The 21,439-nt window shown below is 30.7% G+C and carries 21 protein-coding genes; 14 read left to right on the top strand and 7 right to left on the bottom strand.

Going from position 1 to position 21,439, the window contains the following annotated elements; genetic code table 11:
• Positions 1-182: 182 nt before the first annotated feature.
• The 3 genes from hemH to ACTG3V_RS12195 are packed head-to-tail and all read right to left on the bottom strand — an operon-like array spanning position 183 to position 2,349.
• On the bottom strand, positions 183-1,199 hold the full coding sequence (hemH, locus tag ACTG3V_RS12205) for a ferrochelatase (protein ID WP_439132449.1): 1,017 nt from the start codon (positions 1,197-1,199) through the stop codon (positions 183-185).
• A 54-nt stretch (positions 1,200-1,253) separates the two neighbouring features.
• Positions 1,254-1,760: a TrmH family RNA methyltransferase gene (locus tag ACTG3V_RS12200; RefSeq protein ID WP_439132448.1), complete on the bottom strand. Its 507-nt coding sequence runs from the start codon at positions 1,758-1,760 to the stop codon at positions 1,254-1,256.
• 34 nt (positions 1,761-1,794) lie between these two features.
• Positions 1,795-2,349 (bottom strand): PASTA domain-containing protein, encoded by a 555-nt coding sequence (locus ACTG3V_RS12195; RefSeq protein ID WP_439132447.1) that lies wholly within the window; start codon positions 2,347-2,349, stop codon positions 1,795-1,797.
• A gap of 93 nt (positions 2,350-2,442) precedes the next feature.
• Between ACTG3V_RS12195 and ACTG3V_RS12190 the strand changes: the two genes are divergently transcribed.
• The 5 genes from ACTG3V_RS12190 to ACTG3V_RS12170 all read left to right on the top strand — a co-directional run bounded on the left by ACTG3V_RS12190 (position 2,443) and on the right by ACTG3V_RS12170 (position 7,416).
• Entirely contained in the window at positions 2,443-3,417 is a 975-nt protein-coding gene (locus ACTG3V_RS12190; RefSeq protein WP_439132446.1) for a D-alanine--D-alanine ligase, read from the top strand.
• A 71-nt stretch (positions 3,418-3,488) separates the two neighbouring features.
• Complete coding sequence (coaD, locus tag ACTG3V_RS12185; protein WP_439132445.1) at positions 3,489-3,944, top strand: pantetheine-phosphate adenylyltransferase; 456 nt, start codon at positions 3,489-3,491, stop codon at positions 3,942-3,944.
• A gap of 105 nt (positions 3,945-4,049) precedes the next feature.
• Positions 4,050-5,798, top strand: coding sequence for a M14 family metallopeptidase (locus ACTG3V_RS12180; RefSeq protein WP_439132444.1), 1,749 nt, complete (start codon positions 4,050-4,052; stop codon positions 5,796-5,798).
• 9 nt (positions 5,799-5,807) lie between these two features.
• Positions 5,808-6,305, top strand: a complete 498-nt coding sequence (locus ACTG3V_RS12175; RefSeq protein ID WP_439132443.1) for a pyridoxamine 5'-phosphate oxidase family protein — start codon at positions 5,808-5,810, stop codon at positions 6,303-6,305.
• Positions 6,306-6,372: 67 nt separating this feature from the next.
• Entirely contained in the window at positions 6,373-7,416 is a 1,044-nt protein-coding gene (locus ACTG3V_RS12170; protein WP_439132442.1) for a lactonase family protein, read from the top strand.
• Between the two features lie 74 nt (positions 7,417-7,490).
• Here the strand turns inward: ACTG3V_RS12170 and ACTG3V_RS12165 are convergent, their stop codons facing one another.
• Positions 7,491-7,820, bottom strand: coding sequence for a DNA-binding protein (locus ACTG3V_RS12165; RefSeq protein ID WP_439132441.1), 330 nt, complete (start codon positions 7,818-7,820; stop codon positions 7,491-7,493).
• A gap of 862 nt (positions 7,821-8,682) precedes the next feature.
• Between ACTG3V_RS12165 and dcm the strand changes: the two genes are divergently transcribed.
• Genes dcm through ACTG3V_RS12145 form a run of 4 tightly spaced genes read left to right on the top strand, consistent with a single transcriptional unit; the run spans position 8,683 to position 14,281 of the window.
• Positions 8,683-10,890: a DNA (cytosine-5-)-methyltransferase gene (gene dcm, locus ACTG3V_RS12160; RefSeq protein WP_439132440.1), complete on the top strand. Its 2,208-nt coding sequence runs from the start codon at positions 8,683-8,685 to the stop codon at positions 10,888-10,890.
• Positions 10,891-10,893: 3 nt separating this feature from the next.
• Positions 10,894-12,039, top strand: a complete 1,146-nt coding sequence (locus tag ACTG3V_RS12155) for a hypothetical protein (protein WP_439132439.1) — start codon at positions 10,894-10,896, stop codon at positions 12,037-12,039.
• 2 nt (positions 12,040-12,041) lie between these two features.
• Entirely contained in the window at positions 12,042-13,103 is a 1,062-nt protein-coding gene (locus ACTG3V_RS12150) for a hypothetical protein (protein WP_439132438.1), read from the top strand.
• The gene (locus ACTG3V_RS12145) at positions 13,100-14,281 is read left to right on the top strand and encodes an MvaI/BcnI restriction endonuclease family protein (protein WP_439132437.1); all 1,182 of its coding nucleotides are present in this window, start codon (positions 13,100-13,102) and stop codon (positions 14,279-14,281) included. Before ACTG3V_RS12150 ends, ACTG3V_RS12145 begins: the two co-directional genes overlap by 4 nt.
• A 147-nt stretch (positions 14,282-14,428) precedes the next feature.
• Here the strand turns inward: ACTG3V_RS12145 and ACTG3V_RS12140 are convergent, their stop codons facing one another.
• On the bottom strand, positions 14,429-16,090 hold the full coding sequence (locus ACTG3V_RS12140) for a SulP family inorganic anion transporter (RefSeq protein ID WP_439132436.1): 1,662 nt from the start codon (positions 16,088-16,090) through the stop codon (positions 14,429-14,431).
• Between the two features lie 49 nt (positions 16,091-16,139).
• The gene (locus tag ACTG3V_RS12135; protein ID WP_439132435.1) at positions 16,140-16,736 is read right to left on the bottom strand and encodes an NUDIX hydrolase; all 597 of its coding nucleotides are present in this window, start codon (positions 16,734-16,736) and stop codon (positions 16,140-16,142) included.
• 7 nt (positions 16,737-16,743) lie between these two features.
• On the opposite strand from ACTG3V_RS12135, the gene pyrE reads away from it, so the two are divergent.
• The gene (gene pyrE, locus ACTG3V_RS12130) at positions 16,744-17,391 is read left to right on the top strand and encodes an orotate phosphoribosyltransferase (protein ID WP_439132434.1); all 648 of its coding nucleotides are present in this window, start codon (positions 16,744-16,746) and stop codon (positions 17,389-17,391) included.
• An 8-nt stretch (positions 17,392-17,399) separates the two neighbouring features.
• Positions 17,400-17,789, top strand: coding sequence for an SRPBCC family protein (locus tag ACTG3V_RS12125; RefSeq protein WP_439132433.1), 390 nt, complete (start codon positions 17,400-17,402; stop codon positions 17,787-17,789).
• Here ACTG3V_RS12125 and ACTG3V_RS12120 read toward each other — a convergent pair.
• A complete protein-coding gene (locus tag ACTG3V_RS12120; RefSeq protein ID WP_439132432.1) occupies positions 17,786-18,517 on the bottom strand; it encodes a biotin--[acetyl-CoA-carboxylase] ligase in 732 nt (243 codons plus the stop codon). The two genes, ACTG3V_RS12125 and ACTG3V_RS12120, sit on opposite strands and share 4 nt — an antisense overlap.
• An 88-nt stretch (positions 18,518-18,605) precedes the next feature.
• On the opposite strand from ACTG3V_RS12120, the gene rsfS reads away from it, so the two are divergent.
• The 3 genes from rsfS to ACTG3V_RS12105 all read left to right on the top strand — a co-directional run.
• On the top strand, positions 18,606-18,974 hold the full coding sequence (gene rsfS / locus ACTG3V_RS12115; protein ID WP_439132431.1) for a ribosome silencing factor: 369 nt from the start codon (positions 18,606-18,608) through the stop codon (positions 18,972-18,974).
• Between the two features lie 18 nt (positions 18,975-18,992).
• Positions 18,993-20,969 carry an ATP-dependent zinc metalloprotease FtsH gene (gene ftsH, locus ACTG3V_RS12110; protein ID WP_439132430.1) on the top strand — a complete coding sequence of 659 codons (1,977 nt, stop codon included), beginning with the start codon at positions 18,993-18,995 and terminating at the stop codon, positions 20,967-20,969.
• 6 nt (positions 20,970-20,975) lie between these two features.
• A partial coding sequence (locus ACTG3V_RS12105) for a hypothetical protein (RefSeq protein ID WP_439132429.1) occupies positions 20,976-21,439 on the top strand: 464 nt, incomplete at its 3' end.

Below are 21,439 nucleotides of genomic sequence, written 5' to 3'. Positions count from 1 at the left end.
TTTAAATTATTTAAATTACTACTTGAAACCTCAACACTCGCAGTATGAATATGTTTGCTTTTAAATTTATGTTTTTCAATAATAAAAATACCTAAATCACTTAAAATATTACGAGCTTTTATGATCGTTTTTTCAGGAGATTCATCTTTGTAGGGTTTCATTTTAGTTGTTATAGCTAATTTTTAATGATCTATCCAACTTACCAAAACATCCACCCAATCGTCATTGTCATTTATACAAGGTATTGCATGAAACTCTTCACCACCAGCTTTAATAAACTCTTCTTTGCCTTCCATGGCAATTTCTTCTAAGGTTTCTAAACAATCAGAAACAAAAGCAGGGGTAACAACTGCTAGTTTTTTTACACCTTCTTCTGGGTATTTTTCAATCATCTTATCAGTATAAGGCTGTAACCATGGGTCACCAGCTAATCTTGATTGAAACGAAACAAAATATTGGTGTGGTTCTAAACCTAAATATGCAACTACTTGTTTGGTAGTTTCATAGCATTGGTGTTTGTAACAAAACTCATGAGCTGGCGATTTTGTTTTACAGCATGCAAAGTTTTCACTATCAGAAGGGTTACAATGGCTTTTAGTAATGTCAGATTTTCTAACATGCCTTTCTGGAATACCATGATATGAAAATAAAATTTTATCCCATTCTTTATCTTTTAAATAGTTTTGAATGCTATCTGCTAAAACTTTTATGTAATCTTTTTTATGATAAAAAGCAGGGATATGAGTCAATTTCATTTCAGAGAAAAACTCTTTTCTTAATTTTTCTGCCAAAACCATAATTGTATCTGTAGTAGCCATGGCATGTTGTGGATACAAAGGCACTATTAACACATCTGTAATACCTTGATCGTGCAATTCTTGTAAACCCGTTTTTATTGATGGTTTTCCATAACGCATTGCTAAAGATACAGGTAATGCTGTTTTAGCCCTAACTTTTTTGAGTAATCGTTCTGATAAAACGATTAGTGGAGAGCCTTCATCCCACCAAATTTTTTTATATGCTTTTGCAGATTTTTTAGGTCTTGTGTTTAAAATTATACCTCTAACTAACAAAACTCTTAACCAATAGGGCACGTCTATTACGCGTTCGTCCATTAAAAATTCATCCAAATATTTTCTTACATCTTTGGTAGATGTGCTGTCTGGTGATCCTAAATTTACTAATAAAACTCCTTTCATATTATGCTGAATTTATTTCAGTATGCTTACTTTTAAAATAACGTTTAACGAAATTTATTTTTTCTTTTTTTGATTGGTAATTTCATACAAAGTAATTGCCAAACTATGTATTACATTCATGGAAGAATTACTTCCGTACATGGGTATAGCAATAGTAGCATCAACCAAATTAATGTTGGCAATCCCATTTCGTTCACTACCCAAAAGTAATACGATTTTTTGATGATTTTTAAAATTAAAATCTTGAATATTGATGCTTTTATCAGTAATTTCTATGCCAATAATAGTGTTTCCTTCTGCTTTTAATTGTTCAATTGTTGCGTTAAAATCCGTATAAAAATCATGTTGAATTTTATCAATAGTATTTCTGGCAGTATTAATTACTTTTCGGTTTAAAGGGGTTGGTGAATTAGCATGAAAAAAAATTTTTTCTACCCCAAAACTTTCCGAGATTCGAAAACACATTCCAATGTTTTCTGGGGTTCTAATAGCATCACAAACAATGGTAATTGGAAATTTTTCTTGCTTATTTTTAATATCGTAATGGGTAAGTTGTTTCAAATTAACTTTGTTTATCACTTAAATTTAAGATCCACTAACGTTTTCCATCACCCAAAACCAAATCAATAATAGAGTTTTTTGGCAACTTATCATTAGGGTTTAAAATTTCTCCTTTGTGTCTTAATCCTCTAACCACATCCAAACCAATATCTCTCACATAAGTATATTCTGTACCCACTATAAAACCAATTGCTTGCAGCTCAGATTCGGCTTGTCTTTTAGTTCTTCCATTTAAATCTGGTACAGTAATATCTCTATATTTTGATGGATTTAATGTTAAATAAATTTTACGCTTTTCTTTAACAAAATCGCCAGCTTCTGGGCTCTGTTCAATCACAGATTTTTTTGGATACGTGGGGTTGTAACTGGCACTATCTAAAATTTTAAAGTCTAAATTCAATTCGTTTAATTTTCGTTCAGCTTCTGCCAGTGTTAGTTTATGCAAATCTGGAACTTGTATTTTCTGATCATGATTTGTGGTAATATTTAGCCAGAACTTCAAGATAAAAAAAAGCACAACAGCGCCAACAACAGCAATGGCAATTTGTTTAAAAAATGTTTTGCTTTTAAGAAATTGAAAAATACTCATAGATTGTTTTTGTTAGTGGTACAAATATATAAAAAGTAAACGTTGTGATTTCTATTTATATTTTGATAAATTTGTTATAATTAACCCAAAGTAATGAAAAAAAATATTGCCATAATAATGGGAGGATTTTCCTCAGAAAAAGATATTTCTATAAAAAGCGGAAATGTAGTTTTTAATCATTTAGATACGGATAAATACAATGCGTTTCGTGTACATATATTACCAGAAAAATGGGTGGTTTTAGATGGTGACAGCAACGAATATTTGATTAATAAAAACGATTTTTCATTTTATAAAGACAAAAACCACATTGTTTTTGATGTTGTGTTTAATGCAATTCATGGTACACCTGGAGAAAATGGAATGCTTTTGAGTTATTTTGAGTTATTAAACATTCCTCATACCTCTGCACCTTCTTACCAAATGGCACTAACGTTTAACAAACGAGATACCTTAAGTGTAGTAAAAGAATATGGTATTAAAACAGCCATTGCTGTATACTTAAATAAAGGTGATATTATTGATACTGATGCAATTATAGCAAAAGTTGGTTTACCATGTTTTATAAAACCCAATAATGCTGGGTCTAGTTATGGTATCTCAAAAGCTTACAATTCAGCAGAAATTTTATCAGGAATTGAAACAGCTTATAAAGAAGATAACGCTATTTTAATTGAATCGTTTTTAGAAGGTACCGAAGTTTCTGTAGGGGTTATTGAGTATAACCAAGAAATTAAGGTATTGCCCATTACAGAAATTGTTTCAGAAAATGACTTTTTTGATTACGAGGCTAAATACGAAGGCAAATCTCAAGAAATTACACCAGCAAGAATTTCAGCACAACAGAAAAATAGGGTAGAAGAGGTTGCAAAAAAAGTGTATAAATCATTGAATATGAGTGGTTTTTCTAGGTCGGAATATATTTTTGTAAATGATGAACCTTATTTTTTAGAAATGAACACAGTGCCTGGAATGACAGAGGAAAGTATTTTACCACAGCAAGCCAAAGAAGCAGGAATTTCTTTAAAGGATTTGTTTGAGAATGCTATTGAGTCTGCACTAAATTAGAGTTGATTTGTTTAGAAGTTTATCTGATTACCAATAAACTTCTAAACCTATAAACAGTTAAACTATATTAAATGAAAAAAGCAATTTTCCCTGGATCTTTTGATCCTTTAACATTGGGGCATGTAGATATTATTGAAAGAGGTGTTACCGTTTTTGATGAAATAATTATTGCCATAGGTATTAATGCAGATAAAAAATACATGTTTTCTTTACAAGAACGCAAAAAATTTATCCAAGAAACTTTTAAACACGAGCCTAAAATTAAAGTGCTTACCTACAAAGGTTTAACTGTTAATTTCTGTAGAGAACAAAATGCAAATTTTATTTTGAGGGGGTTAAGAAATCCTGCTGATTTTGAGTTTGAAAAAGCCATTGCACATACCAACAGAAAACTATCGGAAATAGAAACTGTATTTTTGTTAACATCTTCTGGTAAAAGTTACATTTCATCATCAATTGTTAGAGATGTTATTAGAAATGATGGAGATTACACAGGCTTAGTGCCTAATGCTGTTAGAGTAAAATAAAAATTAAAACCAATATGCTTTCCACATCGTTTTGTCTTCTCGATTTTGTGGAGAAATTTCATAATTAATGTTGATTTTATTTTCGACATTGTAACATAATATAAAATGAAAAAAAAAATTGTACTTCTAATATCAGTTTTAATTTTTTCTTGTGATGATTCATCCAAAGAAAACAAAGATTTTACCACACTTTTTGAAAAATCAGGAGGTAAAGCAACTCCAGAATACCAAGAGGTTATCAAGTATTACAAAGACTTGTCTGAAACCTATGATGAAATTTCTTTATTTTCTTTTGGGCAAACCGATTCAGGCGAACCTTTACATTTGGCAGTATATCACAAAAACGGGATCTATAATGTTGATGAAATTAAGCAATCACCCAAAAACAGAATTTTAATCAATAACGGAATTCATCCTGGAGAAGCTGATGGTATAGATGCTTCTATGATGTTATTAAGAGATATTGTACAAAATGATTCTTTACAGCAAAAGTATCAAAACACTATAATTTGTGTAATTCCGGTGTATAATATTGGAGGTGCTTTAAACAGAAATTCGCATACAAGAGCCAACCAAAATGGACCACTTGAATACGGTTTTAGAGGTAATGCCAGAAATTATGATTTAAATAGAGATTTTATAAAACAAGATACTAAAAATGCAGCTGCTTTTGCAGAAATTTTTCATACCGTAAATCCAGATGTCTTTATAGACAATCACGTAAGCAATGGTGCAGATTATCAATATGCACTAACGCATTTATTTACACAACATAACAAATTAGGTGGTGATTTAGGTAAGTTTTTAAATGATGAAATGCGACCTGGAATAGAAAAATCATTAGCACAAAAAAAGATTAACATTACCCCTTACGTAAATGTTTGGGGATCTACACCAAAAAGTGGTTGGTCTCAATTTTTCGATTCTCCAAGATATTCTACAGGGTATACCACCTTGTTTCATACTTTAGGTTTAATGGTAGAAACACACATGCTAAAGCCTTACAAAATTAGAGTGGAACAAACCTATGAATTGTTATTTTCTGCTTTTGATTTTACTGAACAAAACTCCGAAAAAATCAAACAATTAAGAGCAAATGCAACACAAGCAATTTTAGCAAAAGAAACCTACCCTATACATTATAAAGTAGATACCGAAAATTATAGCGACTTGCATTTTAAGGGATATGAAGGCGAATATAGAGATAGCAAAGTTACTAGTGGAAAACGCCTGTTTTACGACAAATCAAAACCCTTTGAAGAAGTGGTGAAATATTATGATAATTTTTTGGTTACTAAAGAAGTAGCTATACCAAAAGCGTATATTTTACCTAAAGGTTGGCATACAATTGTAGACAGATTGCAAAACAATAACATTGAATTTACACGTTTTAAAAATGATACCACAATTGCGGTTGTGGTAAATCATATTAAAGATTTTAAAAGCAGAAATGCGCCTTACGAAGGGCATTATTTACATTACAATACCACAGTTTCTTCATCAACTAAAAATATTAATTTTAAAAACGGCGATATCTATATCCCAACAAATCAAACAGGAGTGCGTTATTTGCTAGAAACTTTAGAGGCAGAAGCAACAGACTCTTTTTTTAATTGGAACTTTTTCGATACTATTTTACAACAAAAAGAAGGCTATTCTGCATATGTTTTTGAAGATGTTGCAGAAAAATTATTAGCGGAAAATCCGTCGTTAAAAAAAGAATTTGAAGAAAAACGAAACAACGACCAAGAATTTGCAAACAATCCAAGAATGCAATTAGATTTTATTTATAAAAAATCTCCACATTACGAACCCGCACATTTGCGTTTGCCTGTTTTTAAAGTATTTAAATAGCATTATTTTATGAAATATTTGTATATATTTTTAACGGTATTGCTCTTTGTAAATTGCCATAACCCTGTTAAGAAAACAAAACTTGAAATTGCGAGAGAAATACTGCAAGCTTCTAAAAATTGTGCCTTAATTACTGTAGATCCAGCAGGGGTAGCACATGCAAGAACTATGGATCCTTTTTTGCCCCAAAATGATTTTACAATTTGGATGGCAACAAAACCCCAAAGTAAAAAAGTAGTACAACTTAAAAATAATCCAAAAGCAACCTTATATTATTTTGATGCAAAAACAGTAAGTTACGTTAGTTTATTTGGCGAAGCAACACTTATAAATTCAGCAGCAGAGAAAGAAAAATACTGGAAAGAGGAGTGGGTAAATTTTTATAACAATAAAACAACAGGTTATATATTGATAAAATTTACACCTAAATCAGGTACAATAATTAGTGAAAAATATAACTTATTGGGTGATTCCATTACTTGGAAAGCTCCTCAATTAAATTTTTAAAACAGTTATGAAAAAAATAACATTATTAGTGGTGTTCATAAGCTTTTTAAGTTGCAAAACCTCAAAAATGGAAGAAGAAAAACCTAAAACCTTTTATGTGGGTACGTATACCAATGGAGATAGTAAAGGTATTTACCAATATCAAATTGATGCAAAAGGCATTTTATCGAAAATAGGCTTAGTGGCTAAAACCAATAATCCTTCTTTTTTAGCAAAAACAAAAGACAATGCAACTTTAATAGCTATTGAAGAAACCAACGAAAATGCAACAGGATTTGTAAAATCTTATGCGATTAAAAAAGATACTTTACTCTTTAAATCTAAATCGAAATCTGGAGGAGAACACCCTTGTTTTGTATCAGTAAATGCTAAAAACCAAGTTATCGTTGCCAATTATACAAGCGGAAATATAGGTTATTTAAAGCTCGACAATCAAAACGGATTAACGAACTTGTTAGCAACTCAACAGCATACAGGTAAAGGAACAACAAGCAGGCAAGAAGCGCCTCACGCACATTCAGCATGGTTTCATCCTATTAAAAATGAGGTGATATCTGTAGATTTAGGTACCAATGAATTGTGGTTTTCTTCTATAGATGAAAAAGAAAATAAATTAGTTTTATCCAAACAAGCTAAATTACCAATGGCAGAAGGTGCAGGGCCTAGACATTTAGTTTTTCATCCCAATACTAAATGGATGTATGTGTTAAACGAATTGAACAATACCGTTTCTTTGGTAAAAGAAAATAATGATATGTACAATGTAGTTAATTCGATTTCTATGTTACCTGAAGGATATACTGCCTTTACAAAGGGAGCAGATATTCATATTTCTAATGATGGGCAATTTTTATACGCCTCCAATCGAGGGCATAATTCTATTGTGATTTATAAGGTAAATGCTGCAAACGGAAATTTAACTTTAGTTGGTTTTGAAGATGTAAGAGGGGCGAATCCAAGAAACTTCTCATTAACTCCAGATCAAAAATTTTTATTGGTTGCTAATCAAGACAGTAATAACATCATTTCATTTAAAAGAGATGTAAAAACTGGTAAATTGAGTTTTATCAATGAGATTGCAGCACCAAACCCTGTTTGTATTTTGTTTTAAAATTACCCTAACTTTAGTTTACCTTTTATTGATGATGGATTGGTTAGTAGTATTCAGAAATTAGTAGTTGATGACTAACTTCGGCTACCTTCTTTGTAGGTGGTAATACCAGCTTTTAGCTTTCTTTTCATTTTAACGGATGGTTGATAATTGATATGATATTTTTTTATGTTTCGTTTTACACTCAGTGCTTCTGGAGTGGTTTCAGCTACACCACTAAACGCCATTTTAAATTTACCAACATCACCCAGATCTACAATTTTACCATCACTTAAATAAAAATCTAACTTATTACCTAGCGCCATTAATACTGCTTTAACATCTACGCTATGTATGGTACACTCATCACTAATGTTTTTGCTTAAAGTATCTAAATCAATAGTACCCGTATTAACAGCTTGCATAATGTATTATGCTTCTTTATTTTTTATTGCATTGCTTCTTTTGGTAATTCTGTAACGTAATGCCATTGTAATCGTTTAAAATTTTGTATCTTTATTTTTAAGATTTCTTATCAAGACCCTGAGAGGTTTATTGCTACACTTGTAAAAATACTATATTTTATTCAAAACTATTGTACTATATTTATAAAACTATAGTATAATAAATAGATGATTATTGCACTATTTTTATAAAATGGTTACTGGTCGGTGCTGTAAAAGTATCTAATGTTTTACAAAAAAGTTACTTAACAAACACTTTAAAGTATAAGGCGTACAATTTTAAAGTAGCTGACTTTAAAAGAAATAAGGCGTTGTTGCTATTTTTGGAATAAGGATGTCATTGAATACTTTCAATAATTTGTAGATTTGTTAAAAGCTATTTTATAGTTTAAAAGGTTATGAAAAAAACTATTCAAGTTACTTGTGCAATCATTCAATTTAATGATAAAGTTTTAGCAGTACAAAGAAGTAATACCATGAAACTTCCCTAAAGATACACAAAAAACACTCAGATGTTAGGAGCAAGGTGCGCTTGTTGTTGCTCAGCCATGTGGAGCAATTTTTAATAAAGCTAGCAAACTTTTTTCAAAAAAAAATTGGTGGATTTAGGGTTGGTTTAATCCAATTCTTCAATACCTGTTTTTTTTAATTATTTATAAGTTTCATCATAAAACTTACTAGGTCTTGTATGGTAAATTTCTGAATCATTTGGTATAAAAATCAAGAATTCAAAATAACTTTCTATAAACAATTTATAGTATTAGTTAAAAACAAAAAAATGTCCGTAAATTTGTCCGTGTATGTAAAAACGTACTTTAAAATTATGGCTACAATAAATTTTTATTTAGATAAAACTGATAAAAAAGGTTTTGCACCAATACATTTGAGAATAAACTGTAACGGAAATCAAGTCAAAGTTTCAACTGGAAAAAAAATTGAACCTAAAAATTTTGATAAATCTAAACAGAAAACTAAAGGAACAAATATAGAATCAAATGAAATTAATCATTATTTAGATTTCTTAAGAGAAAGAACTGATGAACTTTTACATCATTCTAATAAAAAGACTTTTATTCAAGATGATATTAAAAGAATTTTAAACGAACATATAGAAAATTATAAAGAAAATAATAACGTAAATATTGTAAAAGAACAAGTTTCTCTTTACGGTAAACCGTTCACTTTTGTAGATTTATTTGCTGGTGCAGGTGGTTTTAGCGAAGGGTTTTTACAAGCTGAACATAACAATAAGTACTTTGATTTTGTTGTTGCTAACGATATAAACGAAAACTGTGAATTAACGCACTTAGTACGATATAATCACCAATTAGGTTTGGATGCACAATTTCTTAAACAAGATATTACAGAACCAGATTTTTTAGACAATTTATTAGAGAAAATAGCTGGTAAAAAAATTGACGTTGTTTGTGGTGGTCCACCTTGCCAAAGTTTTAGTCTTGCAGGAAAACGTAAAAAATTCGACAAAAAAGACGACTTATTTTCTCATTATTTAGAAGTTATTAAGGTGTTACAGCCAAAATACTTCGTAATGGAGAATGTAAAAGGCATTTTAACAAAAGAAAAGGGTAAGATAAAAGAGCTTATCATAAAAGAGATAAACTCCATTGTTGACATCAAAGAGATTCCTTCACTCACTTCATTTATAAAAAAAGTGCGAGTGGAATTAAATTCTTTTCTACTCGATAGTATTATAAAACGTGTGGAACTTGAAAAGCTACTCGAAAAAGATAAACAAAGTGGAAAAGCAGATTTCATCAATTTTGTAGAAAATAGGTTCAAAAAACTAACACCAAAAATTGTAGATTACAAAACCAGTAAAACGGACGAAAATATAAATACTATTCGTCACGGTTTTAATATTTTAGCTAGAGCAAAAGAATGGGAAAAATTAAAGCGTGATATCATAAAAGAAAAAGACTTTTGCAATATTGATAGTGATAATTTTGTGAATGCTTTTACTGATTTTCTAACAGAAATCAGTTCAGAGAGTGTCATATCAAAAATTGAAAATGCCTTTAAAATTTTAAAAGTTCCGACGATTTATAAAAAAGATTGTGATGATATCATTACTGCTTTAAAAATTTATACAAACTCTTTCGATGAGTCAATACAGATATTAAAAACGCATTGTAATAAATCACAAAAAAAAGAATTAGAAACTATTCTTGAAAGTATTAGACTTTACAAAATAGAAAAACCTTTTGTTGCTAATGCTTCTAATTATGGCGTCCCACAAAACAGAGAAAGAGTGCTTTTCATTGGTTGCCGTAAAGACCAAAAGTATATTTCTGAAATTCCTGCAACAGTTTCAGAAGAAGAAAAAGTTACTATCTTTGAAGCTTTGTATGATTTAGATTTCATAGGTAATAATGAAGAAGCCCATCGTTACGAATTGGTTGACATTTCAGCTCAATACAATGGAACAGCCAAAAAAATGGCTAAACTTTTAAAGAAACGTAGAATTGATGGAAAGCCAATTTCAAAAGGCGGAAAATCATTTGCTGAGTGGTCAAAAAAAGGTCGATTGATTGAACGTTTCAAACCTCAAACTAAGCCTTTTTATGTTAGAAATAGCGAAGCACTTGAAAATGGAGAAAAGTATTTTGACATACTAAACAATCACAAAACAAGTAACCAAAACGAAACGGTTATTGAAAGACTTGGTGTCATTTTAAAAAATGGGAATTACAAAAAAGCACAACCAGAACTTGAAAAATTAAATCTTTCTACAAATAAAAGAAATTACAATGTTTTAAAGCCAGACGAACAAAGCTCTACCATAATGACTATTGCAGACGATTATATTCACTACAACTCACCAAGGTCATTAACCGTTAGAGAAATGGCACGCTTACAATCGTTTGATGACTCTTTTGTATTTCAAGGAAAACGTTCAACTGGCGGAAATAATAGAAAAACAGAAGTTCCACAATACACCTTAGTTGGAAATGCTGTTCCACCTTTATTAGCCAGAGCAGTTGCAAGTGAAATTTTAAAAAACATTAAATAACTTATGAATTCATTTAAAATAATTGGTTTTACAAAAGACTTTCGTACAAATACCAATGTCTTGTACGCACAAATTTTAGTCCAAGAGTATTTTGAACTAATTGGAGAAAACTATAATAAATTTCAACTTCAAAGAAAAAAAGAAGTACATAGAGGTTATAAACGCCTAAAAGAAGATTTAGAAAAAGGGGCTTTAATTCCAGGTATTACTTTGGCAATTGAACCAGATGTAGCATCTGATTTTATTGATATTGTAGAAAAACAGGATATTACTAAAATTACTGAAAAAATAAAACTCATTAAGGATAACATTTATATACTTGATGGTTTACAGAGAACACACAAAATTAAAGAGTTACTCGATAATAATGTCAAATTCAAAAATGAGCAAAAACTGTTGTTAGAAATTTGGATTGAACCAGATATATCACATTTAGTTTATAGATTGATTGTTTTAAACTCTGGTCAAAAACCTATGTCTATGAGACATCAAATAGAACTACTTTTCACTACTATGAGAGTAACTTTGACCAAAGAAATTGATAATTTGGAAATATTAGTAGAAAATGAAGAGTCAAAAAGAACTGGAGGAAGACAATTTCCATTTGAAAGGTTAGTAACAGCATATTATAGTTTCTTAATGAGGTCGCCAGAAGTAGACAAGTCCAGTATTGTTTCAGAAAGACTGATTGAAGAGAAAATAATGGATGGAAATGAAGAATATCTAACTGAAAGTTTTTCAGCTTTTAAAATGTACTTAAATGATTATTGTGAATTAGATGAACAATTGTTTCGTATATGCGATAAAACAAATTTGAAATCGTTCAGAAATTGGTTTGCAGACGCTAATGTTATTAACTCATTTTTTGCTGGAATTGGGAAACTTCACGAATCAAGAGCGGAAAGAATTCAAAATGCTATTGAAATATTAAAAAATAAACTATCCGATGCTAATTCTGGCGATGATGTTCTAAGATTAGAAGACTATAAAAAAATAAGACAAGAGGTTGCCGACCCTAAAGTTTATAATGTTGGTTATGCTACTAGATTATTGTTAGTCAATTCATTTACCGAATATTTTAGAGACGAAGGCTTAACCTCTTTATATAATTGTTGGGTGGATATGTCTATTAGCTTAAAGAAAAACTAATTATGACTTACCAACAGTTACTTGCTATAATAGACGGGGATGCTTTCTTAGAAAATATTGAAATAAGTGAAGTTTTAGGGTACACTTGTATAGATGATAAAATCGCATTACCTATTACTACGTCATTTTCGTTTGATAGAAATAATACTATTGACATTAAATATGAATCTGGCACTAATATTGGCGAAATAAAGTTTCTAAAGGATAGAAAAGTCGAGGACATTGAAGGATTGCCCAACGATGAAAAAATATGTTTTTATATCGATTATGACCAAGAATATATAGTAGACCAAAGTCACACTTTCAAGTTTGATTATATAATTATTCGTAAAAGATATTTTAATAAATACAAATCAAGTTATAAAAAGACTTCATCCATTTGGGGAAGTTTCTTTCATATTGATGATAAGCCTAACATAATTTTTGACAAGAAGAAAACAACTAATAGTCTATCGGTCTCTAGTAATCTAAAAATAAGAAATAGTATTTACAAAGACAATCTGTTTCTATCTATAAATGAACCAAATCCATTTAATCGTTTTTTAAAATTATACCATTTACTAGAATTGCAATTTGATATGCATACCGCTCAAAAAATTAAAGCGTTAGTAGAAGAAGGCAATAAAGAGAAAGAAATTAGCGGTAAGTTAAAGGAATACACTAGAGAAGAGATTAACAGGCTTATATCAATAATAAGAGAGCGTTGTATTGATTTAGTATCTCTAACGAATACGATGAACACTATTGAGCCTTTTAAGGAAAAAGCAGTTAAAATATTTTATCAATATGGTAAAGAAAGTAACCCATTAAGAAGAACTAATGACTTTAGAGCTATTATTGATGAAGAAGGAAAATTTGGTAATCAAGCGTTTGTTGAATCTCAAGGTCATAATTATAATATAATAATTCCTAAAATATGTGCTTATTGGATATATAGAGTAAGGTCTTCAATCGCCCACAATAAGTTTGGAGAATATATAATGGATAAAAATGATGAAGAATTTATTGTTGAATTTGCAGAACCACTACTTAAAGAAATTGTTACTCAATGTTTTAAAATATGAGAAAACTTACAAACGTAGAACAAAACAAGATAAAATTACTGACCAAAAACCAAGTTTCTCTTACTTTAATTGAGCCAACCGAAACAGGATTAAAAAAATCCATAATGGATGCAACTGGTGCAGTTCGAAGTTATTTGAAAAGTGAGAATATTCACGATTACGAATTACAAAGTCAAGGAACGGAGAGTAAAGTGATGATTCCTGCAATCATTCATACTGGTTTTAAAACCATTAAGTCAAAAGCTTCACTATACCGACCTTCAACAAAAAAAGGAGATCCAAGAATTTGGTTTTATGGTTTGACAAAAGTTGCCGACCCAAACGATATTATTGCAATCACCTATTACAATGATAGTTTTCAAGTTTTTAACTTGACAAAATTAGATGTTAAGGAATTGATTAATTCTTCAATTCTAAATCCATTTCAAGAGTTAATTAATGCAATTAACACAACTGAGAACGAAGTTGCTTTTGAGCTTTTAGCTATGTTAAGAAAAATAGCAAATGCTGGCCCAATTCCTTCAATGGTAGATGCTGACACTTCTGTTGGCCGAACACTTGAAACTGCTCTTGGAATTGATATTAATTCTTCTAAACAACCAGATTATAAAGGAATTGAGCTTAAATCGTTTAGAAACAGCAGAACGAACCGAAAAAATTTGTTTGCACAAGTTCCAGATTGGAAATTAAGTAAGTTTAAAAGTTCGGCAGAAATTCTCGACAACTTTGGATACAAACGAGAAGATGATTTTAAATTATATTGCACAGTTTCGGCAATTACGAGAAACTCTCAAGGCTTGAATTTAAGAATCGATAGCGATATTAAACAACTGATTGAAAACTCTGATAAACCTGAGGTTGGCGATTTTGTGGTTTGGACATTGGACAAACTTCATAACAGATTAAAATCTAAACATAAAGAAACATTTTGGGTAGAAGCTGAAAGTATCAAGATTGATGAACATGAACATTTTCAATATAAGTTAGTCGAGCACACTAAAAAGCCCATTACTTCTCAATTTGATTTACTGATTGAACAAGGCATCATTACTATGGATCATTTAATAAAGAGAACTAAAACAGGAGGTGCAAAAGAAAAAGGTCCTTTATTTAAAATTAAACCTGAAGGAATAGAATTATTATTTCCACCAAGTGAAAGTTATGATTTATTGGCATAGTAAGTTTGAAATGTTTTTATAATTTTTATATTTTTTACAAAAATATTTTAAAAAGGTATGGTTATCAACATACAATATGTATAATTTTAAATTAAAAAAAGCTCAACTTTAAAAAAGTTGAGTTTTTTTATTACTGTATTACTAAACCTAAAACTTATACTCTTTCAAAGGCTTAGGAAATTTTTCTGGGTTAGCAGCTAAGTGATAACGAGGGTCATCAATATCTTCAATGATAATATCCTTAAAAATTGGGTTAGCTTTATAAAGCAATACTTTACAATCTTCGCTTAAATGTTTTAAGGTTATTTTTTTATTGGCAGCTTGGTATTTTTCAACCAAAGCAAAAATAGCTTCTATGGCAGAATGATCAGAAATACGCGCTTCTACAAAGTCAATCTCTACAACATCTGGGTCGTTTTTTACATCAAACTTATCATTAAAAACAGAAATACTTCCAAAAAATAAAGGACCCCATATTTCATAAATCTTAGTTCCGTCTTCTTTATAGCGCTTTCTTGCTCTAATTTTTTTCGCATTTTCCCAAGCAAAAACCAAGGCAGAAATTATAACCCCTGTAAAAACAGCCACAGCTAAATCTACAAAAACAGTAACTAAAGAAACTACAATAAGTACAAAAGCATCCGATTTTGGTATTTTCTTTAAAATTCTAAAACTAGACCAAGCAAAGGTTTCGATAACCATCATAAACATTACCCCAACTAAAGCTGCAATAGGCACCATTTCTATGTATTTATCAGCAAAAAGTATAAAAGTTAGTAAGGTAACTGCCATCATTACACCAGACAAGCGTCCTCTACCACCAGCGTTAATATTTATAACAGTTTGGCCAATCATTCCACAACCTCCAGTACCACCAAACAACCCCGAAATTATATTTCCAGAACCTTGTGCAATACATTCTTTATTTCCATTACCTCTGGTTTCAGTTAATTCATCAACCAAGTTCATGGTCATTAAGGTTTCTATCAATCCTACAGAAGCTGCTAAAAATGCAGGTAAGGCAATAAACTGTAGGGTATCTAAATTAAAGGGTAAATTTTGCCAAAGTTCCATATTTGGTGTTGGAAATTCGCCTTTTAAGCCAGTTCCACCACCTTCAATAATGTAAGAACCTACTGTAGTGGTATCAATATTAAAACCAATTACAAGTAAAGAAGTCACTAAGATAGCTGTTAATGCAGCTGGTAATTTTTTTGTAATTTTAGGCAACAACCAAATAATGGCCATCGTTAATAAAACCAATCCAAGCATGGTATACAACTCAGTACCTTGCATAAATGTACTTTTATATTCATTTACCCCTTCTGCAGAAACCGATAAAGATTTGTGCGAAAACATTTTTACTTGGGCTATAAAAATTACGATAGATAAACCGTTTACAAAACCCATCATAACTGAATGCGGAATTAAACGTACAAATTTTCCTAATTTAAATACGCCCGCAAAAATTTGAATAATACCCATTAAAACAACACAAGCCATTAAATAGAAAAAGCCCATATTTTCTACAGGTTGATCTAATAACATGCCTTTGGTGTGGCCTTCAGAAATCATATGTACAAAAATAACAGCAACTGCACCAGCAGCACCTGAAATTAAACCTGGTCTACCACCAAAAATAGCTGTAATTAAACCGATAATAAAAGCACCAGAAAGTGCCATTAAAGGGTCTATTTGTGCCACAAAAGCAAAGGCAACTACTTCAGGAATCATGGCTAAAGAAACAGTGATACCTGCTAAGACATCATCTTTGGCATTTGGTGTTATTTTTTTTAAAAAGGTAGTCATTGCGTGTTCAAAATTTAAGTGGGCAAAGATAGAAGGTTTTTTGAGAAAACTATAGTTCTTTGTAAGTATCGTACACTATTTTAATGTTTGCATACGTATTTTGTAATGCTTTTTGAATAGCTACTTCATTTTTAAAGCAAACCTCAGTAATTCCTTCTTCAAGTTGAGGAATTAATGCTTCATTGTAATCAGAAGTCATTAAAAACCAATGCGTTTCTTTTAAGTTTAAGCCATTTTGGTGGTAAATATGATATGTAGTTACGAGTTTTTTACCCAGTTTTAGGTTAAAAATACCACATTCTTCTTCCACTTCACGAATGGCTGCTGTTTCAATAGTTTCTCCTTTTTCAATTTTACCTTTGGGTAAATCCCAAACGCCATTTCTATAAATAAAAAGCAATTCATTTTTGGCATTTGTAACCAAGCCACCAGCAGCAGCAATTACGGTTAAATGTTGTGTAAAACTTATCCAATCTTTCTTTAAGTCAGTTGAATATAGTTGTATTCCATTAATGTCAGTATCCTTTATTACATGCAATATTTCTTCAAAAGTGATGTTTTCAAAAAGGTAAATAGGATAATTATTTTCATTTTTTAATGAAGATGTGATAATAATTGGATTATCATTTACAAAAACTTTATACATTTGTCCCATGATTATGAACAAAGATACTGCAAAAAAAACAGCTGAACTTTTATTACAAATAAAAGCGATAAAGCTGAACCCTAGTAAGCCTTTTGAGTGGGCTTCTGGTTGGAAATCGCCAATTTATTGCGACAATAGAATAACATTGTCTTACCCATCAGTGCGCGTTTTTTTAAAAGAAGAAATCGCAAAAATTGCTGAATTAGAGTATGGGAAGCCAGATGTTATTGCTGGTGTAGCTACAGGTGCTATCGCTATTGGTATATTAGTGGCTCAAGAATTAGGAGTTCCTTTTGTGTATGTAAGACCAGAACCTAAAAAACATGGTAGAAAAAACCAAATAGAAGGTCATTTAGAGCGTGGACAAAATGTAGTGGTAATCGAAGATTTGATTAGTACAGGAACAAGTAGTTTAAACGCAGTGGCTGCATTAAAAGAAGCAGGTGCTGTTGTAAAAGGAATGGTGGCTATTTTTTCTTACGGGTTTGATGTGGCTACAGCAAATTTTAAAGAAAAAAATATAAATTTAGCAACCTTAAGTAACTACGAAAACTTATTAGAACAAGCTTTAGATAGCAGTTATATTTCTGAAAAAGAATTGCTTACGTTGCAAGAGTGGCGAGCTAATCCAAGCCAATGGAATCAAGACAAATAAACTAAATAATGAATATAAAAGGCGATAGAGTAGTAGTAGATAAATCTCAAAAAGAAACGTTTGAGTTTTTGTCTGACCTAAAGAATTTTGAACAATTAATGCCAACATCAATTCAAAAATTTGAGGTTGATGGAGATTCTTTTATCTTTGGTTTAAAAGGAATGCCAGAAATTAGATTGGTGTTAAAAGAAAAAACCGAATATTCTAATGTTACTTTAGGTGCAGCAAGCAGCAAGTTAGATTTTGAATTAGTGGCAGATATTCAAGAAATTGATGATGATTCTGCTGAAGTACAATTAGATTTTAATGGCAATTTTAATGCTATGATGGCAATGATGGTAAAAAAGCCATTAACAAGTTTTATTGAAACCTTAACCGATAACTTAGAAACGGTTTAAGCCAAAGAAACTTCTTTAATTCCAAACTCTTTTACGGTTTCGTTTTCCAATTCAATTAAGAGGTTTCCAGAAGCAGAAATTCCGATTATTTTACCCATAAATAAATGTGCCTGACTATCTTTAAACATAGTTGGGCTATTTTTTTTGTACAATACCTCTAAATAATCCGTTTCTAATTGATGATATGCTTTGCTTTGTAAAAGTGCAATCCTTTTTTTTAAATGATGCAACAATGCTGTCATCAAAATATCAAGGTCATAAACTGTATTGTTAAGTAACTTTAACGAGGTAACCTGTTTTAAAAAAGCTGGAAAATTAGTTTGATTCACATTTAAACCAATACCAATAATTGAAGATTGAATCTTCTGATTTCTGATAGCGTTTTCTACTAAAATGCCACATATTTTTTGATGTACTGCCATAATGTCGTTTGGCCATTTAATAGTTAAAGCATTAATTTGCAAAGTAGATAGCAGATCGAATATAGCCAAACTAATGCTAAAATTTAAGTATTTCTGGTTAGTAATGGGTAAGTTTAAATTAGTAACAAACACACTCATAGTAAGGTTTTTACCTGGTTCAGAAACCCAGCTATTAGACTGCTGACCACGCCCATTGGTTTGTGTGTTTGCAACAACAACTGTATAATTTTGTAGCGTAGATTGCTTAGACAATTCTTTTAAAAAAGAACTCGTAGAATCAATGGCATTAAGTTTGATAATTTTCAAGTGTTAAATAATGTGTAAAGTAGTTCAAAATTACGTAAAAAACTCGCAAAAAAACAATAACTTTGCACGCAAATTAGAGAATACGTTAATGACAAAAAAGCAAGTAAGCACAGACGAATTAATCGCTGTAATTATTAAAGGAATTGATAATGTAAAGGGAGAAGATATTCAACTCCTAGATTTACGAGAAATAGAAAACACAGTCTGTGATTATTTTATAATCTGCTCAGGTACTTCAAATACACAGGTAAACGCTATTTCTGGTTCAGTACAAAAAGTAGTAAGTAAAGAAATTAAAGATAAACCTTGGCATATAGAAGGGCAAACCAACTCTGAATGGGTTTTAATGGACTACGTGAATGTTGTAGTACATATTTTCCAAAAGCATGTTAGAGAATTTTATGACATAGAAAGCCTTTGGGGTGATGCAAAAATCACCGAAATTAATCCTGTTTAACCTATTGATTTATAACACATGAGTGATTCAAATAAAGACAACAAACCCAACATACCTAAATTTAAATTCAATGCATATTGGATTTATGGAGCAGTTTTAATTGCAATTATTGCTGTTCAGTTTTTTAGCAGTGGAGATTTAGCATCAAAAAGTATTTCTAAAAATAAGTTTGATGAAATCTTAAAAGACAATGATATTAAAGAAATTGTAATCTTAAATAAAGATATTGCACAAATTTATTTAACGCAAGATGCTTTAAAAAAATCAAAGCATAAAGAATTTACATCATCAACATTTTACAGGCCAGGTTCTGCAGTGTATGAATATAATTTTGGTGATTTAAGAACGTTTGAGCAAAGTGTAAACGAAGCAAAAGAAAAAAACGATCTTATTGTAGATATCGATAACAGAGAAAGAACTAGCATTTTTGATGCAATTCTTGGTTTCTTACCTTTCATCATATTAATTGCCATTTGGTTGTTTTTTATGCGAAGAATGTCTGGAGCAGGAGGAGGTTCTGGAGCAGGAGGTCAGATATTTAGTATTGGAAAATCTAAAGCAAAATTATTTGATAAAGATACCAAAGTTAAAACAACTTTTGAAAACGTCGCAGGTTTAGAAGGAGCAAAAGAAGAGGTTCAAGAAATTGTAGATTTCTTAAAAAGCCCAGAAAAGTATACCTCATTAGGGGGTAAAATACCAAAAGGAGCTTTGTTAGTAGGTCCTCCAGGAACAGGTAAAACCTTGTTGGCAAAAGCAGTAGCTGGTGAAGCAGGAGTACCATTTTTCTCTTTGTCGGGTTCCGATTTTGTAGAAATGTTTGTAGGTGTAGGTGCATCTAGAGTGCGTGACTTATTTAAACAAGCTGCACAAAAATCGCCGTCTATTATTTTTATCGATGAAATTGATGCCATTGGTAGAGCTCGTGGAAAAAATAGTATGACTGGTGGTAATGACGAAAGAGAAAATACCTTAAACCAATTGTTAACAGAAATGGATGGTTTTGGTACAGATACTAATGTAATTGTTATTGCAGCTACAAATAGAGCAGATGTTTTAGATAAAGCTTTAATGCGTGCAGGACGTTTTGACCGTCAAATTTATGTGGATTTACCGGATATTAGAGAACGTCAAGAAATTTTTGAAGTACATATAAAACCTTTAAAAATTGCGGATGATGTTAATGTGGAGTTTTTAGCACAGCAAACTCCAGGTTTTTCGGGTGCAGATATTGCCAACATGTGTAATGAAGCAGCTTTAATTGCAGCGAGAACTAGTAAAAAATCAATTCATCATCAAGATTTCTTAGATGCAGTTGATAGAATTGTAGGAGGACTAGAAAAGAAAAAGAAAGTAATAACCCCAAAAGAAAAAGAAGTTATTGCTTTTCACGAAGCGGGTCATGCTACTGTTAGTTGGATGTTAGAGCATGCAGCACCTTTAGTAAAAGTTACCATAGTGCCAAGAGGGCAATCTTTAGGAGCGGCTTGGTATTTACCAGCAGAACGTTTAATTGTTCAAACAGAGCAAATGTTAGATGAAATGTGTGCTACGTTAGGAGGTAGAGCTGCAGAAAAAATTATTTTTGATAAAATTTCAACAGGGGCATTAAGCGATTTAGAGAAAGTAACCAAACAAGCAAGAGCAATGGTTACAGTATATGGTTTAAATGATGAAGTTGGTAATATTACATATTACGATTCTTCTGGTAATGATGCTTTTGTAAAACCTTATAGCGAAGAAACTGGGAAAAAAATAGACAAAGAAATTTCTAAAATGATAGAAATTCAATACCAGCGTGCCATAAATTTATTATCAGATAACAAAGAAAAATTAACCGTTTTAGCTGAGTTATTATTAGAAAAAGAAGTGATCTTTAAAGACGATTTAATGAAGATTTTTGGTAAAAGACCATTTGAATCAGAAGTAGAAGATGATGTTAAAATTGTTAAAGAAGAAGATATTCCATCAGTAGACAATGTTTCTGAAGAGTAGATTTACATGAATTTTTTTAAAAAACTTTTTAATAAACCAGTTAAAGAAGATGAATACATTCAAAAGCAGGAAGTAAATTTATCTCTTGACGACCTTTTTGTACACAATTTTGTAGATAAAGGGGGGAAGTTTTTGTATTGTGAAAACGATGAAGAAGTAATTGTAAATTTAAAGAAAATAATTGTAGAGAATAACTGGAAAGAAATTCATTTATTAGATCAAAAATTAGCTGTATTATTTAATCCAAGTGATATTAAATCTGTAAATAATTACACAGAGGAAACACCTGTTTTTACAAATTGTGAACATTTAATTGCAGATAAGGGCAATATTTTATTTTCTTCCAATCAACTTCATAGTACACTTTTAAAAGATTTACCAATAAATTTTATTGTGTTGGCTACTACAAGTCAGTTGGTTAAAGATACAGGTCAAGGTTTAACAGGAATCAAAACCAACAGTAAAAACAG

The organism is Polaribacter sp., from assembly GCF_965660385.1.
In the GTDB taxonomy this organism is placed as follows: domain Bacteria; phylum Bacteroidota; class Bacteroidia; order Flavobacteriales; family Flavobacteriaceae; genus Polaribacter.
Note: the sequence above shows the minus strand (reverse complement) of the source record. Positions and strands in the feature narration are given on the sequence as shown.

Excerpts from the sequence above, each read along its gene's own strand:
- hemH (WP_439132449.1), bottom strand. The coding sequence starts at position 1,199 with ATGAAAGGAGTTTTATTAGTAAATTTAGGATCACCAGACAGCACATCT.
- ACTG3V_RS12190 (WP_439132446.1), top strand. The coding sequence starts at position 2,443 with ATGAAAAAAAATATTGCCATAATAATGGGAGGATTTTCCTCAGAAAAA.
- ACTG3V_RS12165 (WP_439132441.1), bottom strand. The coding sequence starts at position 7,820 with ATGCAAGCTGTTAATACGGGTACTATTGATTTAGATACTTTAAGCAAA.
- ACTG3V_RS12125 (WP_439132433.1), top strand. The coding sequence starts at position 17,400 with ATGAATATAAAAGGCGATAGAGTAGTAGTAGATAAATCTCAAAAAGAA.
- ACTG3V_RS12135 (WP_439132435.1), bottom strand. The coding sequence starts at position 16,736 with ATGTATAAAGTTTTTGTAAATGATAATCCAATTATTATCACATCTTCA.
- dcm (WP_439132440.1), top strand. The coding sequence starts at position 8,683 with ATGGCTACAATAAATTTTTATTTAGATAAAACTGATAAAAAAGGTTTT.
- ACTG3V_RS12170 (WP_439132442.1), top strand. The coding sequence starts at position 6,373 with ATGGAAGAAGAAAAACCTAAAACCTTTTATGTGGGTACGTATACCAAT.
- rsfS (WP_439132431.1), top strand. The coding sequence starts at position 18,606 with ATGACAAAAAAGCAAGTAAGCACAGACGAATTAATCGCTGTAATTATT.
- ACTG3V_RS12155 (WP_439132439.1), top strand. The coding sequence starts at position 10,894 with ATGAATTCATTTAAAATAATTGGTTTTACAAAAGACTTTCGTACAAAT.
- ACTG3V_RS12145 (WP_439132437.1), top strand. The coding sequence starts at position 13,100 with ATGAGAAAACTTACAAACGTAGAACAAAACAAGATAAAATTACTGACC.
- ACTG3V_RS12195 (WP_439132447.1), bottom strand. The coding sequence starts at position 2,349 with ATGAGTATTTTTCAATTTCTTAAAAGCAAAACATTTTTTAAACAAATT.
- ACTG3V_RS12150 (WP_439132438.1), top strand. The coding sequence starts at position 12,042 with ATGACTTACCAACAGTTACTTGCTATAATAGACGGGGATGCTTTCTTA.
- ACTG3V_RS12175 (WP_439132443.1), top strand. The coding sequence starts at position 5,808 with ATGAAATATTTGTATATATTTTTAACGGTATTGCTCTTTGTAAATTGC.
- ftsH (WP_439132430.1), top strand. The coding sequence starts at position 18,993 with ATGAGTGATTCAAATAAAGACAACAAACCCAACATACCTAAATTTAAA.
- pyrE (WP_439132434.1), top strand. The coding sequence starts at position 16,744 with ATGATTATGAACAAAGATACTGCAAAAAAAACAGCTGAACTTTTATTA.
- coaD (WP_439132445.1), top strand. The coding sequence starts at position 3,489 with ATGAAAAAAGCAATTTTCCCTGGATCTTTTGATCCTTTAACATTGGGG.
- ACTG3V_RS12180 (WP_439132444.1), top strand. The coding sequence starts at position 4,050 with ATGAAAAAAAAAATTGTACTTCTAATATCAGTTTTAATTTTTTCTTGT.
- ACTG3V_RS12140 (WP_439132436.1), bottom strand. The coding sequence starts at position 16,090 with ATGACTACCTTTTTAAAAAAAATAACACCAAATGCCAAAGATGATGTC.